Below are 16,663 nucleotides of genomic sequence, written 5' to 3'. Positions count from 1 at the left end.
CAGGAGCACGTACCATGACCACGCAGCCCTTCATCGGCGCCAAAGAGTACTTCCCGGGCGTCGGCCGCATTCCGTTCGAGGGCAGGGACTCGGACAATCCGCTCGCCTTCAAGGTCTACGACGCGAACCGGGTCATCGGCGGCAAGACCATGCAGGAGCACCTGCGCTTCGCCGTGTGCTACTGGCACACCTTCTGCAACGCCGGCCACGATCCGTTCGGACCGGGAACCCGGCAGTTTCCGTGGGAGGCCGGTTCGCCGCTGGCCACTGCAGAGGCGAAGGTCGATGCAGCCTTCGAGTTCTTCACCAAGCTGGGCGTGCCGTACTGGTGCTTCCATGACATCGACCTGGCGCCGGATGCAGACGACATTGACCAGTACCAGAAGAATCTCACGCACATGGTGCGCCTGGCCAAGGCCCGCCAGGACGCCACCGGGGTCAAGCTGCTGTGGGGTACGGCCAATCTGTTCTCGCACCCGCGCTACATGAACGGCGCATCGACCAATCCTGATTTCGCCGTGGTTGCCCGTGCCGCGGTGCAGGTGAAGGCCGCGCTGGATGCCACCGTCGAGCTGGGGGGCGAGCACTACGTGTTCTGGGGTGGGCGCGAAGGCTACGCGTCGCTGGCCAATACGCAGATGAAGCGCGAGATCGAGCATTTCGCGCGGTTCCTGACGATGGCCCGCGACTACGGCCGCAGCATCGGACTGAAGGGCAACTTCCTCATCGAGCCCAAGCCGATGGAGCCGATGAAGCACCAGTACGATTTCGACAGCGCGACCGTGGTGGGCTTCCTGAAGGAGCACGGGCTGGACAAGGACTTCAAGCTCAACATCGAAGCGAACCACGCCACGCTCTCGGGGCACACCTTCGAGCATGACCTGCAGGTGGCCTCCGACCATGGCCTGCTTGGCAGCATCGATGCCAACCGTGGCAATGCGCAGAACGGGTGGGACACCGATCAGTTCCCGAGCGATCTGTACGACACCGTAGGCGCGATGCTGGTCGTGCTGCGGCAGGGTGGCCTGGAGGGGGGGCTGAATTTCGACGCCAAGGTGCGCCGGGAGTCGACTGACCTGGAAGACCTGTTCATTGCCCACATCGGCGGCATGGACGCGTTCGCACGAGGTCTGGAAGTGGCACACGCACTGCTCACCGAGTCGCCGTGGGAGCAGTGGCGCAGGGAGCGCTACGCCAGCTTCGACACGGGAGCCGGCAAGGATTTCGAGCGCGGCACGCTGAGCCTTGCCGACCTGGCCACGCTGGCCGCCGATATCGGCGAGCCGCGCCAGACCAGCGGCAAGCAGGAACGCTACGAGAACCTGCTCAACCAGTATCTGCTGCGCTGAGCACGGCAGCGTCAAGGCGGCAATGGAGCGATCGAGGGGATGTCGATGAACCAGGCAGCAGATGGCGGAGAGAACACACGGCTGATCGTTCTGATCAGCGTGGTGGCAACGATTGGCGGGTTCCTGTTCGGGTTTGACAGTGGCGTCATCAACGGCACCCAGGACGGCCTGCACCAGGCGTTCCGCTCCGGGGAATGGATGCAGGGCTTCGAGATCGCCTCGATGTTGCTGGGCTGCGCCGTGGGCGCCTTCAGCGCCGGCAGGTTGGCCGACCGGCTGGGGCGGCGCAATGTGCTGATCCTGTCGGCGGTGATGTTCCTGCTATCGGCGCTGGGGGCCGGCGCTGCGGGTTCTTCCGCGTGGTTCATCGTCGCGCGGGTGATAGGGGGATTTGCAGTTGGCGCGGCGAGCGTGATTTCACCGGCCTACATCGCCGAGGTGGCACCCGCCCGTTACCGTGGCCGACTGGCTACGGTGCAGCAGATCGCGATCATCAGCGGGCTGACCGCAGCGTTCCTGTCCAACTACCTGCTGGCCGCCGCCGCCGGGGCATCGACGGAGCCTCTGTGGGCAGGGCAGGCCGCTTGGCGCTGGATGTTCTGGATGCAGGCGGTGCCCTCGCTGGTGTTCCTGCTGCTGTTGCTGACCATCCCCGAGAGCCCCCGCTACCTGGTGGTGAAGCGGCGCAAGGAGGACGCACTGCGGGTTCTCACCCGGCTGCTGGGCCGCGACAAGGCACAGCTCACGCTCGACGAGATCGAGGCCTCCCTGTCCACCGACCATCATCGTCCGCGGCTGTCCGACCTGAGGAGCAGGGCGACCGGGCGGATCCGTCCCATCGTCTGGGTGGGTGTCGGCCTGGCCTGTTTCCAGCAGCTGGTCGGCATCAACGTGGTCTTCTACTACGGCGCCGTGCTGTGGCAGGCGGTCGGGTTCTCGGAGAACGACGCGCTGCTGATCAATGTGCTGTCCGGCGCACTGAGCATCGGCGCATGCCTCGTCACCGTGCTGCTGATCGACCGTATCGGTCGCAAGCCGCTGCTGTGGATCGGCTCGGTGGGCATGTCCGTCTCCCTGGCGCTGGTGGTGGTGGCCTTCGCCAGCGGCTCGCTGGCCGACGGGCACCTGCAGCTGCCGGGCCGCATGGGCACCCTGGCGCTGGTCGCCGCCAATGCCTACGTCGTGTTCTTCAATCTGTCCTGGGGACCGGTGATGTGGGTGATGCTGGGCGAGATGTTCCCCAACCAGATCCGGGGCTCGGCACTGGCCGTCGCCGGTGCAGCGCAGTGGACGTCGAACTTCGCGGTCACGGTGACGTTTCCGATGCTGCTGGCCGCGGCCGGGCTGGCGGCAACCTACAGCATCTACCTGGTGGCCGCGGTGGTCTCGGTCGTGTTCGTGCTGCGCCATGTGCACGAGACCAAGGGCAAGGAACTGGAGCAGATGGAAGGATGAGCGCCATGACATCGCAGGATTCCATGCGCCGTGCCGGCGCGCTGATCGCCGGACTGATGCTGGCGCTGGTCGGTTGCAAGGGGGGAGACCGGCCAGCGCAGGCCACCGCTACCGAGGCTGATCCATGGCCACAGGTGGCCTGGCCCCTGGCCGAGGATGCCGCACTGGAGAAACGCATCACCGACCTGATGGCCGGCATGACCGTGGAGGAAAAGGTCGGCCAGCTGGTGCAGGGAGACATCGCCAGCATCACCCCCGACGACGTGCGCAGATACCGGCTCGGCTCGATCCTGGCCGGAGGCAACTCCGATCCTGGCGGTCGCTACGATGCATCACCCGCCGAGTGGCTGGCGCTGGCGGACGCGTTCTACGACGCCTCCATGGACACCTCGCAGGGTGGAAAGGCAATTCCGCTGCTGTTCGGCATCGACGCGGTGCACGGGCAGAGCAACATCATCGGCGCCACGCTGTTCCCACATAACATCGGGCTCGGCGCTGCTCGCAATCCCGAGCTGCTGCGCAGGATCGGCGAGATCACCGCGCTGGAGACACGCGTCACCGGCATGGAATGGACGTTCGCGCCAACGGTCGCGGTTCCGCAGGATGACCGCTGGGGGCGCACCTACGAGGGCTATTCGGAGTCTCCCACCGTAGTGGCCAGTTATGCGGGTGCCATGGTGGAGGGCCTGCAGGGCAGGATAGGGTCGCCTGACTTTCTTGATGGCCGCCATGTGATCGCGTCGGTGAAGCACTTCCTGGGCGATGGTGGCACGACCGGCGGGAAGGACCAGGGCGACACCCGCATCAGCGAGGCCGAGCTCGTGCGCATCCATGCGGCCGGCTATCCGCCGGCGATCGCTGCCGGAGCACAGACCGCCATGGCGTCGTTCAACAGCGTCAACGGCGAGAAGATGCACGGCCACCGGCACTACCTCACCGACGTGCTGAAAGGGCGGATGAACTTCGGCGGCTTCGTGGTCGGCGACTGGAATGGCCATGGACAGATCAAGGGCTGCACGACCACCGACTGTCCCGCCACCATCAATGCGGGCCTGGACATGGCCATGGCGTCGGACAGCTGGAAGGGCTTCTACGAAACCACCCTGGCAGCCGTGAAGGACGGCAGGATCACTGCTGAGCGGCTGGATGATGCGGTGCGCAGGATCCTGCGGGTGAAGTTCCGCCTGGGCCTGTTCGAGGCGGGCAGGCCTTCCACCCGGGCGGTCGGCGGCCAGTTCGCGCTGATCGGCGCCCCTGAGCATCGCGCGGTGGCGCGGCAGGCGGTGCGCAAGTCGCTGGTGCTGCTGAAGAACCAGAACGGCATCCTGCCGCTGTCGCCAAAGCAGCGGATCCTCGTGGCCGGCGACGGTGCCGATGATGTCGGCAAGCAGGCCGGCGGCTGGACGCTGAACTGGCAGGGCACCGGCACCACCCGCAAGGACTTCCCCAATGCGGATACGATCTTCGAGGGCATTGCGCAGCAGGCCAGGGCCGCGGGTGGCGAGGCCACGCTTGCCATCGATGGCAGATACACAGTGAAGCCGGATGTGGCGGTGGTGGTGTTCGGTGAAGATCCGTATGCCGAGTTCCAGGGCGACCTGCCCACGCTGGCCTACAAGCCCGGCGATGAAACGGATCTGGGATTGATTCGCCGGCTCAAGGAAGACGGCATTCCAGTGGTGGCGGTCTTCCTGAGCGGGCGACCACTCTGGGTGAACCGGGAAATCAATGCCGCGGACGCCTTCGTGGCGGCGTGGCTGCCGGGATCGGAAGGCGGTGGCGTTGCCGACGTACTGCTGCGTGGTCCGGATGGCCGCATGCAGCACGACTTCAAGGGCAGACTCAGCTTCAGCTGGCCACGTACGGCCACGCAGTACGCCAACAACGTCGGCCAGAAGGACTACGCCCCGCTGTTCCCATTCGGCTTCGGTCTGAGCTATGCCGACAAGGGCGATCTGGCGGCACTGCCGGAAGTTTCGGGCGTCACCGGCAACGAGGGGGCAACCGGTGTCTTCTTTGCCCGCGGCGATGCAGGTGCCGGCATGGCGCTGCGGCTGGAGGATGGTGCGGGGCAGGGCATGACCGTGATCAGCGTGCCGGATGCACTGGCAGATGACCGTCTGAAGATCACCGGTGTGGACCATCTTGCCCAGGAGGACGGCCGGCGTCTTGCCTGGTCGGGTCAGGGGGAAGCCGTGGCCGCACTGCAGTCGCACACGCCGCTGGACCTGCAGCGGGAAGCCAATGGTGATCTGATGCTGTTGACCACGCTGCGTGTCGACGTGGCACCACGTGGCGAGGCGTGGTTGTCGGTGGGCTGTGGTGCCGGGTGCTCGGCCCGCATCGCCATCGGGCCCACGCTGGCGGCGCTTCCGGTCGGCCAGTGGACGCGCGTGGGCATTCCCCTGAAATGCCTGGCTGCGGCCGGAGCGAAGGTGGGTGCGCTGGATCGGCCGTGGTCGGTGGGGACGGCTGATGCAATGACGATCTCCGTGTCCCGCGTGGCGCTGGGCGCGCTGAACGAAGCCGAGACCACCCTCGGATGCGGTGCGTGATGGCATCCTGCCTGAAGGCCAGCGCGCTCGACACAGGCACCGTGCGGGTGCCGGCATGACACGGGCCTGCGCGCTACCGGTGCGTGGGCGGGGCCGCCACCGAATCGCGTGCGATCAGGCGATGCGGCACGACATGATCCCGCAGTACGGGGGCGTTTCCCGCCGGGCGACGGATGGTGCGCAGCAGGATATCGATGGCAGCATTGGCCATCGAGGCGATCGGCTGATGGATCGTCGTCAGTTCCGGCCACACGGTGGTTGCGGCCGATGTGTCATCGAAGCCCACCACCGACAGGTCGCGGGGGACCTCCAGGCCGCGTCGGTGCGCCACGGAGATGGCGGCTGCCGCCATGTCATCGTTGCTGGCGAAGATGGCCGTCGGTGGCCGACGCTGGGACAGCAGCTTCTCGGCGGCGGCCAGTCCGGACCGGTAGGTGTAGTCGCCGTGCTGGACCAGGCCGGGTTCCACCGACAGTCCGGCTTCCTGCAACGCGGTGACGAAACCATCGTAGCGACGCGCACTCGCGCTCAGATCCCGGCGCCCTCGGATGAAGCCGATGCGGCTGTGGCCCTGCCGGATCAGGTGCTCGGTCATTTCCTTGCCTGCGTTGAAGTCGTCGATGCGGACGCAGGACAGGGCCTCGCTCAGGCGCCCCGATGCGATGGCCACCACCGGGATGCCGGCCTTCACCAGTTCACTCACGGCCGCCTGCGATTCGCACAGCGGCGGCGGCAGGATCACCCCGTCGACGCGGCTGGCCAGGGCACGCGCTGCCGTGCGCTCGGACTCATCGTCAAGGTTGTCCCAGTAGTCGATGACCAGTTGGATGGCAGAACTGGACGCGACGCGCAGCAGCCCGACCAGCAGTTCGCGCAGGTAGGCACCGCTGGGATTGGTATAGATCAACGCAATGCGCGTGTGCTGCGCAGCGGCCAGCGAACTGGCCGCCAGATTGGGCGTATAGCCCAGCTCACGCACGGCACGCATCACCCGCTCGCGGGTGACGTCCCGCACCTTGCCCTGGTTGATCACCCGCGACACGGTCATCGGCGAAACGCCGGCAAGGGCCGCAACCTCGTCGATCGTCACGCCAGCGGTTCTGCGGCGAACCGATTTCTTCGGCTTGTCCAATGCACGATCCCCTTGTTCTTGGTGGCGTTGCCGCGCAGGTGCGAGGGCAGATGATGAACCGTTCCGGCGCCGGTCGTAGTCTACAAAGTCGAATGTTAACGCCGTTGTTCCGTGCTGTCGGCGGACGGCTGTGCGCCGCCCTTGCCTTGCTGGCATGCGCCGGTGGCGCACATGCGGAGGATGGCTACGCATTGTGGATGCGCTACGTGCCGGCGGCCGCGGAGGTCGCTGCCGGCTATCGGCTGCAGCTGGGCGAGGTGGTCGCCCCTGACCAGACGCCCACCCAGCGCGCCGCGCGTGATGAACTGGCGCGCGGCCTTCCCGGGGTACTGGGAAAGGCACCGCCCATCCGCACGGACCTCGCCGGTGATCACGCCCTGGTGCTGGGCACGCCGCAGTCCTCGATGCTGGTCGCGCCGTTCCACGAAGACATTGCCACCTTGGGCGAGGATGGCTACCTGATCAGGAGGGTCCGCAGCGGAGGACGCGATCTTCTGCTGGTGGCGGCACGGCAGGACATCGGTGTGCTGTACGGCGTGTTCCACCTGCTGCGGCTGCTGCAGCGTGGCGGATCGCTGGAGTCGCTGGACGTGCGGGAATCGCCCCGGGTTGCGCTGCGGGTGCTCGATCACTGGGACAACCTGGATCGCTACGTCGAACGCGGCTACGCGGGCAGCTCCCTGTGGGACTGGCAGACCCTGCCGCAGTGGCGTGACCCGCGCTATACCGACTACGCCCGCGCCAACGCGTCGCTGGGCATCAATGGCACCGTACTGAACAACGTCAATGCCAGCGCCCTGAGCCTGTCGCCGGCCTATCTCGCCAAGGCCGCCGCGCTGGCGGACCTGTTCCGCCCCTACGGCATCCGTGTGTACCTGAGCGCACGCTTCAGCGCGCCCATCGAGCTCGGTGGCCTGGCCACGGCCGATCCGCTGGATCCGGAGGTGCAGCGCTGGTGGCGGAGAAAGGTCGAAGAGATCTACGCCCTCATCCCGGATTTCGGCGGCTTCCTGGTCAAGGCGAACTCGGAGGGCCAACCGGGCCCGCAGGATTACGGCCGCTCCCATGCCGACGGTGCCAACCTGCTGGGCGATGCCCTGGCGCCGCACAACGGCGTGGTGATGTGGCGTGCCTTCGTCTACTCGCACGAGGTACCCGAAGATCGCGCCAAGCAGGCCTACGGTGAGTTCATCGGCCTGGACGGTGCCTTCCGCCGCAACGTGATCGTGCAGGTGAAGAACGGGCCGATCGATTTCCAGCCCCGCGAGCCGTTCCATCCGCTGTTCGGCGCGATGCCACGCACGCCGTTGATGATGGAGTTCCAGATCACCAAGGAGTATCTGGGATTTGCGACGCACCTGGTGTACCTGGGCACGCTGTACGAGGAAGTGCTGCGGGCCGACACCCGGGTACGCGGGCCGGGCTCCACGGTCGCGCGTGTGGTCGACGGTTCGCTGCACGGCCATGCGCTGACCGGCATCGCCGGCGTCGCCAACATCGGCGTGGACCGGACCTGGAGCGGCTCGCACTTCGATCAGGCCAACTGGTATGCCTTCGGGCGGCTGGCCTGGAATCCGCAGCAGTCTGCCCGCGCCATTGCTGAAGACTGGGCCGCGCTGACGTTCTCGCCGGACCCGCAGGTGACCGGCCCGATCGTGCGGATGATGATGGCCTCGCGCGAAGCGGCGGTGGACTACATGACCCCGCTGGGCCTGCATCACCTCATGGCCCGTGGGCATCACTACGGCCCCGGTCCCTGGGTGGATGGGGGGCCGCGCGCCGACTGGACGTCCGTGTACTACCACCGCGCGGACCGGCACGGCGTGGGCTTCGACCGCACCTCGGCCGGGAGCAACGCGGTATCCCAGTACGCCCCGGCGGTCGCCGCGGAGTACGGCGACCTGGCGCGGGTGCCGGAGTCGCTGTTGCTGTGGTTCCATCATGTGCCGTGGGATCACCGCATGCGTTCGGGGCAGGTGCTGTGGGACGAACTGGTGGGACGCTACTCGCGTGGCGTGCGCCAGGTGCAGTCCTTGCAGGCTGCCTGGGCAACCCTGCAGGGCCGGATCGATCCACAACGCTATCAGCACGTGGCCGCGTTCCTGCAGATCCAGCAGGAGGAGGCGCAATGGTGGCGCGATGCCAGCGTGGCGTACTTCCAGTCGCTCAGCGGCCGGCCGTTGCCGCCCGGCGAACCGCCACCGCCGCACCCGCTGTCGTATTACCAGGCATTGCAGTTTCCTTTCGCACCGGGGGATGGACGATGAGCATGATCGGACGGGCCGGGCGGGCGGCCTTGCTGCTGGCCCTGGCTGCAATGGCCGGGTCCGTCGCGGCATGGGAGCCGGCGGCGTTGCTGCATCCGCTGTTCCAGGATCATGCCGTCCTGCAGCGTGATCAGCCGATCGCGGTCTGGGGCCAGGCGCCTGCGGGACAGGAGGTTTCCGTGACCTTCGCCGGGCAGGCAGTGACCACGCAGGCGGATGCCACGGGCCGATGGCACGCCACGCTGCAGCCGACTCCGGCAGGCGGCCCCCACATGCTGCAGGCAACGTCCGGCAAGGACATCCAGACCGCCCGCGACATCCTGGTCGGCGATGTCTGGCTGTGCTCCGGACAGTCGAACATGGAGCTGCCCGTGTGGCGCGCGCTCAATGCAGGCAGCGAGATCGCCTCCGCCACGCTGCCGACGATCCGCCTGTTCACCGTGCCGCAGGCCGCGGCGGTGCAGGCGCAGACGACATTCCAGAGCGCGGTTGCCTGGGCGCCAGCATCGCCCTCCACGGTGCGTGACTTCTCCGCGACCTGCCTCTACTTCGCACGCGAGCTGCAGCGCACGGTCGCCGTGCCGATGGGATTGATCCAGGCCGCCTGGGGCGGCTCGCGGATCGAGGCATGGACCAGCGTCGAGGCGCTGCGCGCGCAGCGGGGCATGGCAGAGCCCCTGGATATCCTCGCGCTGTATGCCGGTGCCCCCCTGGCGGCACGCGCACGCTGGGGGCGGTACTGGCAGCAGTGGTGGGTGACGCGCGATGAGGCTGTGCCCGGCGCATCGCCGTGGCGCGCCGAGGCCAGCGACAGCGGATGGCAACCGGCGCCTGCAGCGCTGGGCGCATGGGAGCGGTGGAACGTCCCGGCGCTTGCCGATTACAACGGCATGGTGTGGTATCGCACGCAGGTCACGCTGAGTGCGGAACAGGCGGCGCAGGGCGCGACGCTCGAACTGGCATCCGTTGACGAGACGGACATGACCTGGGTGAACGGTGTCGCCGTGGGCAGCCAGTATGGCGCCGGTGAGCGGCGCTATCCGCTGCCGAAGGGGCTGTTGAAGGCCGGGTCCAACAGTGTCGTGGTCAACGTGCTGGACACCTACGGTGAAGGTGGCCTGGCCGGCCCCGCCACCGCACATGCGGTGATCCTGGAGGACGGTCAGCGGGTGGTGCTGGATGCGTCCTGGCAGTACCGGATGGCACCTGGCGGACAAGCGCCCCCGTTCGCTCCCTGGCAGGCGGCGACGGGTCTGTCGACGTTGTACAACGGCATGATCGCGCCACTGGGCGAGGTCGGACTGCGCGGCATGCTGTGGTACCAGGGGGAGTCGAACACCGGCGACGGCGCCGGATATGCGGCACTGCTGCGCTCGCTGCGGGATGATTGGCGACGCCAGTTCGGTGCAGGCACGCCGTTGCTGCTGGTGCAACTGGCTGGCTATGGCCAACCGCCCGTCGCCCCTGCGGACAGCGGATGGGCGCAGGTGCGCGACGCACAGCGCCGGGTCGCGGCCGAAGATCCCCGCAGTGGCCTCGCCGTGGCCATCGACATCGGCGATGCCTACGACATCCACCCACCGAACAAGCAGGAACTGGGTCGCCGTCTGGCCCGGGTCGCGCGTCACGTCATCTACGGCGAGCACGCAGTGGCCCCGTCAGGGCCGGATGCGGCCAGGGCCCTGCGCGTGCCGACAGGCGTGGCCGTCGAATTCGAGGATGTCGACGGCGCCCTGGCAGCAATCGGTTCGAAGCACCCCATCGGCTTTGAACTCTGCGATGCCGCTGCCCCGCGCTGTGAGTACAGCGACGCCGAACTGGATGGACGCCGGGTGGTGTTGCGCAGCCTGCCTTCCCTGCGCCCGACGCATGTCCGCTACTGCTGGGCCGATGGCCCGGTGTGCACGCTGCGTGACAGCAGCGGGGCGCCGGCCGGTCCGTTCGAACTTCCCATTGCCGACGCCGAGGCCCGACGATGAAGATGTTGTCCCTGCAGCACCCTTCTGCCCGGCGCGCCCGGGTGTCACTGGCGCGCCGGATGCTGGCAGCGATGTTCGCGCTGTCGGCGGCGACCGCCCATGCCGCCTCGCCGGAGGCCGCGCCGCCGGTGTACTTCGACTGGTTCGAGTACCGCGGTCATGACACCGCGTTTGAAGCGCCGCTGCCGGCGGGCCACTACCGCAACCCGATCCTGGCCGGCTTCCACGCCGATCCGAGCATCGTGGGCGCGAACGGGAAGTTCTATCTGGTCAACTCCAGCTTCACCTACTACCCGGGCATTCCGGTGTTCGAGAGCGTCGACCTTGTCCACTGGAAGCAGATCGGCAACGTGATCGACCGTCCGACACAGCTGGATTTCGACGGTCTGAGCGTCTCCCGCGGCATCTTCGCGCCCACCATCGAGTTCCACGAGGGAACCTTCTACGTCGTCACCACCGCGACCGACAGTGGTGGCAATTTCATTGCCACCGCGCGGGATCCGGCGGGACCGTGGTCCGATCCGCACTGGTTGCCCAGCATCGATGGCATCGATCCGTCACTATTCTTCGACGACGATGGCAAGGTCTACCTGATCAACAATGATGTGCCGCCTGGTCCGGCCCGCTACGACGGCCACCGCGCCATCTGGATGCAGCAGATCGATCTGTCGGCCTTCAAGCCGGTCGGCCCGCGCAGGGTGCTGGTCGATGGTGGCGTGGAGCCGTCGAAGAACCCCATCTGGATCGAAGGGCCGCACATCTACAAGCGTGAGGGCTGGTACTACCTGTCCGACGCCGAAGGCGGCACAGGGCCGCAGCATTCGCAGGTGGTGCTGCGCAGCCGTGATGTATGGGGGCCGTACATCCCCTATCCGGGCAATCCCATCCTGACCCAGCGGGAGCTGCCGGACGACCGGCCGCTGCCGATCACCAATGCAGGGCACGCCGATCTGATCGAGGGCCCGGACGGCTCGTGGTGGGCAGTGTTCCTTGCCAGCCGCAATTACCAGAAGCGGCACTACAACACCGGGCGCGAAACCTATCTGCTGCCGGTTCGCTGGCAGGATGGCTGGCCGCAGATCCTGCCGACCGACCAGGCCATTCCCTATATGGTCAAGGCACCGTCCTGGATGCAGGGGCAGGCGTCCCAGGCGCCGCTGACCGGCAACTTCGTCGACCGCGACACCTTTGATGGGCCGACGCTTGCCGCCCACTGGCTGCGCGTTCGGGTGCCCAAACAGGCCTGGGCCGACCTGGGTGACCGGCCGGGCATGCTGGCCGTGCACCCGCTTGCGGAGAATCTGGACACGCTGCGCAATCCGGCGTTCCTCGGTCGCCGCCAGCAGCATCTGCGCTTCGAGGCGAGTACCGAGATGTCCCGTCCGGCCATCGGTGTCGCGGCGGGCCTGGCTGCATTCCAGAGCGAGGCCTACTGGTACTTCCTTGGCGTCCGCAGCGTGCGCGGTGATCGTCTGTCGGTCTTCCTCGAGGGTCGCGACGGCAGCGGCAGCACGCGAACGCTGGCCAGCCGCGAGGTACCCGCATCCGCGGTCCTGCGCCTGAAGATCGCCGGGGATGAGGCCGACTACGCGTTCTCGTTCGATACCGGTGACGGGCAGGGCTGGCAAACGCTGGCACGCGGTGTGGATGGCACGGTTCTGAGTACTGATCGCGCAGGCGGCTTCGTAGGCGCACTGCTGGGACCATTCGCGCGCGATGAGCGCGCCGGGAGGAGCAAGTGATGATATCGACTTCGTCCAACGGCGCTGTCCACCGCGGCACGCGGAATGGCCGGCGGGCGCTCTATGCTGCGCTGCTGTGCGTGGCGACCGCCGCGTCAGCCGCTGCACCGCGGCCATGGCTGGATGCGTCGGCCAGCTTCGAGCAGCGGGCCGCATCGCTGGTCGCACAGATGACGCTGGAGGAGAAAGCCGCGCAGATGCAGAATGCCGCGCCGGCGATCGAGCGCCTCGGCGTGCCGGCCTACGACTGGTGGAACGAGGGGCTGCATGGCGTGGCGCGGGCAGGGCAGGCCACTGTCTTTCCACAGGCCATCGGCCTGGCGGCAACGTTCGACGTGCCGCTGATGGGCGAGGTGGCGACGACCATCAGCGACGAGGCCCGTGCCAAGCATCACCAGTTTCTCCGCGAGGGCTCACACGGGCGTTACCAGGGGCTCACGTTCTGGTCCCCGAACGTCAACATCTTCCGTGACCCGCGCTGGGGCCGTGGCCAGGAAACCTACGGCGAGGATCCTTACCTGACTGCCCGCATGGGCGTCGCCTTCGTACGTGGCCTGCAGGGCGATGACCCGGTGTACCGCAAGCTCGATGCCACGGCCAAGCATCTGGCCGTGCACAGCGGGCCGGAGGCCGACCGTCACCACTTCGACGCGCGGCCCAGCCGGCGCGACCTGTACGACACCTACCTGCCGGCGTTCGAGGCGCTGGTGAAGGAGGGCGATGTCGATGCGGTGATGGGCGCATACAACCGGGTGTACGGCGAGTCAGCCAGTGCGAGCCGGTTCCTGCTGGGCGACGTGCTGCGGCGTGACTGGGGCTTCAAGGGCTACGTCGTCTCGGACTGCTGGGCGATCGTCGATATCTGGAAACATCACCGGATCGTTGCCACCCGAGAAGCCGCCGCAGCGCTGGCGGTCAGGAATGGCACCGAGCTGGAGTGCGGACAGGAGTACGCTACGCTGCCCGCAGCCGTGCGCCAGGGCCTGATCACCGAAGCGGAGATCGACGACGCGGTGACACGCCTGTTCGCCGCACGGATGCGCCTGGGCATGTTCGATCCACCGGAGCGGGTGCGTTGGGCGCGGATTCCCGCCTCGGTCAACCAGGCGCCCGCGCACGACACCCTGGCGCTGAAGGCCGCCCAGGAATCGCTGGTCCTGCTGAAGAACGAGGGGGTACTGCCCTTGTCGCGTGACCTCAAGCGCATTGCCGTGGTCGGTCCCACGGCTGACGACACCATGGCGCTGCTCGGCAACTACTTCGGCACACCGGCCGCGCCGGTCACGATACTGCAGGGTATCCGCGATGCGGCGAAGGGTATCGACGTGCGCTACGCCCGTGGCGTGGACCTGGTCGAGGGGCGTGATGATCCCAGCGCGACGCCGCTGATCGAGCCGACCTTCCTGCGGCCGTCGGCGGCGTCGACCGAGCGTGGCCTGCGTGGCGAGTACTTCCGCACGGCCGACCTGTCGGGCACGCCGGCACTGGTCCGCACCGACGCGCAGATCGGCTTCCGCTGGGACCGCGGCTCGCCAACCGACAATCTGCTTGCCCGTGGCGAGGCGGCGCCGGGGCAGGGCATTCCGAGCGATGGTTTCAGCATCCGCTGGACCGGACAGCTGCTGCCGCCGGTATCCGGACGCTATCGGCTGGAGGTGGCCGGCGACGACGGCTTCCGCCTGTATCTGGACGGCAAGCGCGTGCTGGACCACTGGGTGAACTCGGATCGTCTGCACGCCGAAGGTATCGACGTCGATCTGCAGGCGGGCCGCACCTACGAGCTGAAGCTGGAGTACTACGACGACGAGCGCGATGCGGGCGTGCGGCTGGGCTGGCGCATGCCGGGCGCCAAGGCACCCTTCGACGAAGCCCTTGATGCGGCCCGCGACGCCGATGTCGTGGTGTTTGTCGGCGGCCTGACCGGCGACGTCGAGGGCGAGGAGATGACCGTCAACTATCCGGGCTTCGCGGGTGGGGACCGGACCGATCTGCGGCTGCCGGCACCCCAGCGCACCCTGCTGGAGGCACTGCATGCCACTGGCAAGCCGGTGGTGATGGTGCTGACCGGCGGATCGGCAATGGCCGTTGACTGGGCCCAGGACCATCTGCCGGCGATCCTGATGAGCTGGTACCCGGGGCAGCGCGGCGGCACTGCCTTGGGCCAGGCGCTGTTCGGCGACGTCAACCCCGCGGGTCGCCTGCCGGTGACCTTCTACAAGGCCGGTGAAGCGCTGCCGGCGTTCGACGACTACAGCATGGAGGGCCGTACCTACCGGTACTTCCGCGGCACCCCCCTGTATCCGTTTGGCCACGGGCTCTCGTACACCCGTTTCGATTACGCAGCACTGCGCATTGATGCGGACAGGATCAATGCCGATGGCCGGCTGGGTGTGCACGTGGACGTGACCAACACCGGCACACGCAGCGGTGACGAGGTCGTGCAGCTCTATGTGCGACGCCAGCAGGCCGGCAGCGACGAGGCCGTGCAGGAACTGCGTGGCTTCCAGCGTGTCCATCTCGCCGCCGGCGAACGGCGCACCGTGACGTTCTCGCTTGAGGCACCGCGGGACCTGCGCCGTTATGACGAAGCGGGCGGTGCCTATGCGGTGCCACCCGGGGCCTACGAGGTGCGGGTCGGCGCCTCGAGTGCCGATATCCGCGCGCGGGCCGGGTTCTCGGTGGAGGCCTTGCATGGCAAGCACTGAACACACCCTCACGGTGCGCGAGAAGCTGGGCTACAGCCTGGGCGATCTCGCGGCGAACCTGATCTTCCAGACCCTGATCACCTATCTGGCGTTCTTCTACACCGATGTCTACCGGCTGCCGCCGGCAACGGCGGCTACGATCATCTTCGTGGTCGGCATGCTCGGCGCGTTCGTTTTCACCCCGCTGATCGGCATCGCCGCAGACCGCACCTCGACGCGGTGGGGGCGGTTCCGTCCGTGGATCCTGTGGACGGCGATCCCGTTCGGCGTGCTGTCGCTGCTGGCGTTCAGCACGCCAGAACTGGGCGAGCGCGGCAAGGTCATCTATGCGCTGGGCACCTACGCTCTGCTGGTCTTCGTCTATGCAGCGAACAATCTGCCGTACTCCGCACTGAGTGGTGTGCTGACCGGCAGCATGGCACAGCGCAACAGCCTGTCGGCCTACCGTTTCGTGGCCGTGATGATCGCGCAGTTCATCATCCAGGTCCTGCTGATGCCGCTGGTGCTGATCCTGGGTGACGGTGACCGCGTGCGTGGCTTCGAACAGGTGATGACCGTGTTCGCCATCGTCGGGACGGTGTTCTTCCTGATCACCTTCGCAACCACGCGCGAGCGCATCGTCCCCACCCGCGAGCAGACCGGAGGCGTGCTGCAGGATCTGTCTGACCTGCTGCACAACCGGCCGTGGCAGGTGATGCTGGCCCTGACCGTCCTGGTGTTCATCAACCTGGCGCTGAAGGGTGGCACGTACATCTACTACTTCCAGTACTACATGAGCGACGCTGCGCTGACCGGCTTCCTGGAAAACTCAGGATTCAACGGCCTGATCAGCGCGCTGAACGCGGGTCTGGGTAGTGCCGGATTCGCCGGCTTCAGCTGGCCCAGGGACGCGGCAACCTCGGCCTTCAGCCTCTTCAATGCCTGCGGAATCATCTGCATGATCCTGGGCATCGGCGTGTCGCGACGGCTGGCAGACCGCTTCGGCAAGCGTGACGTCTTCGGCGGCGCACTGTTCATCTCCACCCTGTTCCTGCTGGCCTTCTACCTGTTTCCGCCGACGGCGGTCGGCGTGGCCTTTGCTGCCTTCATGCTGCATGGATTCTGCTACGGCATCACCATCCCGCTGCTGTGGGCGATGATCGCCGACGTTGCCGACTACTCGGAATGGAAGAACCATCGCCGGGCCACCGCGATCATCTTCTCGGCGATGCTGTGCGGCCTGAAGATCGGCCTCAGCGTGGGAGGCGCCCTGGTCGCCGGCATTCTTGCCCACTACGGCTACCAGGCGGGCGTGGCGACACAGCCCGAGGGCGTGGTCGAGGGCATCCGCCTGACCGTGAGCGTCTACTGCTCCCTTCCTTTCCTGCTCGCCGTGGCGCTGCTGTTCGCGTACGAAATCGACAAGCGCGCGGAAGCCCGCATCGAACAGGACCTCCAACTGCGTCGCCGCACGGCCGACGCGTCCGCGTAACCCAACGA

At 67.3% G+C, this 16,663-nt stretch carries 9 protein-coding genes; 8 read left to right on the top strand and 1 reads right to left on the bottom strand.

Features of this window, described 5'->3' with window-relative positions; genetic code table 11:
- Positions 1 to 14 precede the first annotated feature (14 nt).
- Genes xylA through N7367_RS00925 form a run of 3 tightly spaced genes read left to right on the top strand, consistent with a single transcriptional unit; the run spans position 15 to position 5,359 of the window.
- Entirely contained in the window at positions 15 to 1,349 is a 1,335-nt protein-coding gene (xylA, locus tag N7367_RS00935) for a xylose isomerase (RefSeq protein WP_197571018.1), read from the top strand.
- 30 nt (positions 1,350 to 1,379) lie between these two features.
- Positions 1,380 to 2,804 (top strand): sugar porter family MFS transporter, encoded by a 1,425-nt coding sequence (locus N7367_RS00930; protein ID WP_180875208.1) that lies wholly within the window; start codon positions 1,380 to 1,382, stop codon positions 2,802 to 2,804.
- Between the two features lie 5 nt (positions 2,805 to 2,809).
- The gene (locus N7367_RS00925; protein ID WP_279941515.1) at positions 2,810 to 5,359 is read left to right on the top strand and encodes an exo 1,3/1,4-beta-D-glucan glucohydrolase; all 2,550 of its coding nucleotides are present in this window, start codon (positions 2,810 to 2,812) and stop codon (positions 5,357 to 5,359) included.
- 73 nt (positions 5,360 to 5,432) lie between these two features.
- Here the strand turns inward: N7367_RS00925 and N7367_RS00920 are convergent, their stop codons facing one another.
- Positions 5,433 to 6,491, bottom strand: coding sequence for a LacI family DNA-binding transcriptional regulator (locus N7367_RS00920; protein ID WP_053516379.1), 1,059 nt, complete (start codon positions 6,489 to 6,491; stop codon positions 5,433 to 5,435).
- 92 nt (positions 6,492 to 6,583) lie between these two features.
- On the opposite strand from N7367_RS00920, the gene N7367_RS00915 reads away from it, so the two are divergent.
- Genes N7367_RS00915 through N7367_RS00895 form a run of 5 tightly spaced genes read left to right on the top strand, consistent with a single transcriptional unit; the run spans position 6,584 to position 16,655 of the window.
- Positions 6,584 to 8,758 carry an alpha-glucuronidase family glycosyl hydrolase gene (locus tag N7367_RS00915; protein ID WP_279941514.1) on the top strand — a complete coding sequence of 725 codons (2,175 nt, stop codon included), beginning with the start codon at positions 6,584 to 6,586 and terminating at the stop codon, positions 8,756 to 8,758.
- Entirely contained in the window at positions 8,755 to 10,737 is a 1,983-nt protein-coding gene (locus N7367_RS00910; RefSeq protein WP_279941513.1) for a sialate O-acetylesterase, read from the top strand. The genes N7367_RS00915 and N7367_RS00910 overlap by 4 nt, the downstream gene beginning before the upstream one ends.
- Before the next feature lie 59 nt (positions 10,738 to 10,796).
- Complete coding sequence (locus N7367_RS00905; protein ID WP_164152125.1) at positions 10,797 to 12,479, top strand: glycoside hydrolase family 43 protein; 1,683 nt, start codon at positions 10,797 to 10,799, stop codon at positions 12,477 to 12,479.
- Positions 12,479 to 15,184 (top strand): glycoside hydrolase family 3 protein, encoded by a 2,706-nt coding sequence (locus N7367_RS00900; RefSeq protein WP_279941512.1) that lies wholly within the window; start codon positions 12,479 to 12,481, stop codon positions 15,182 to 15,184. Before N7367_RS00905 ends, N7367_RS00900 begins: the two co-directional genes overlap by 1 nt.
- Positions 15,171 to 16,655: an MFS transporter gene (locus N7367_RS00895; RefSeq protein WP_111186967.1), complete on the top strand. Its 1,485-nt coding sequence runs from the start codon at positions 15,171 to 15,173 to the stop codon at positions 16,653 to 16,655. The genes N7367_RS00900 and N7367_RS00895 overlap by 14 nt, the downstream gene beginning before the upstream one ends.
- The last annotated feature ends 8 nt before the right edge of the window (positions 16,656 to 16,663 follow it).

The organism is Stenotrophomonas sp. GD04145, assembly GCF_029835135.1.
GTDB lineage: Bacteria > Pseudomonadota > Gammaproteobacteria > Xanthomonadales > Xanthomonadaceae > Stenotrophomonas > Stenotrophomonas maltophilia_P.
This window is presented reverse-complemented; position numbering and strand designations above follow the sequence as displayed.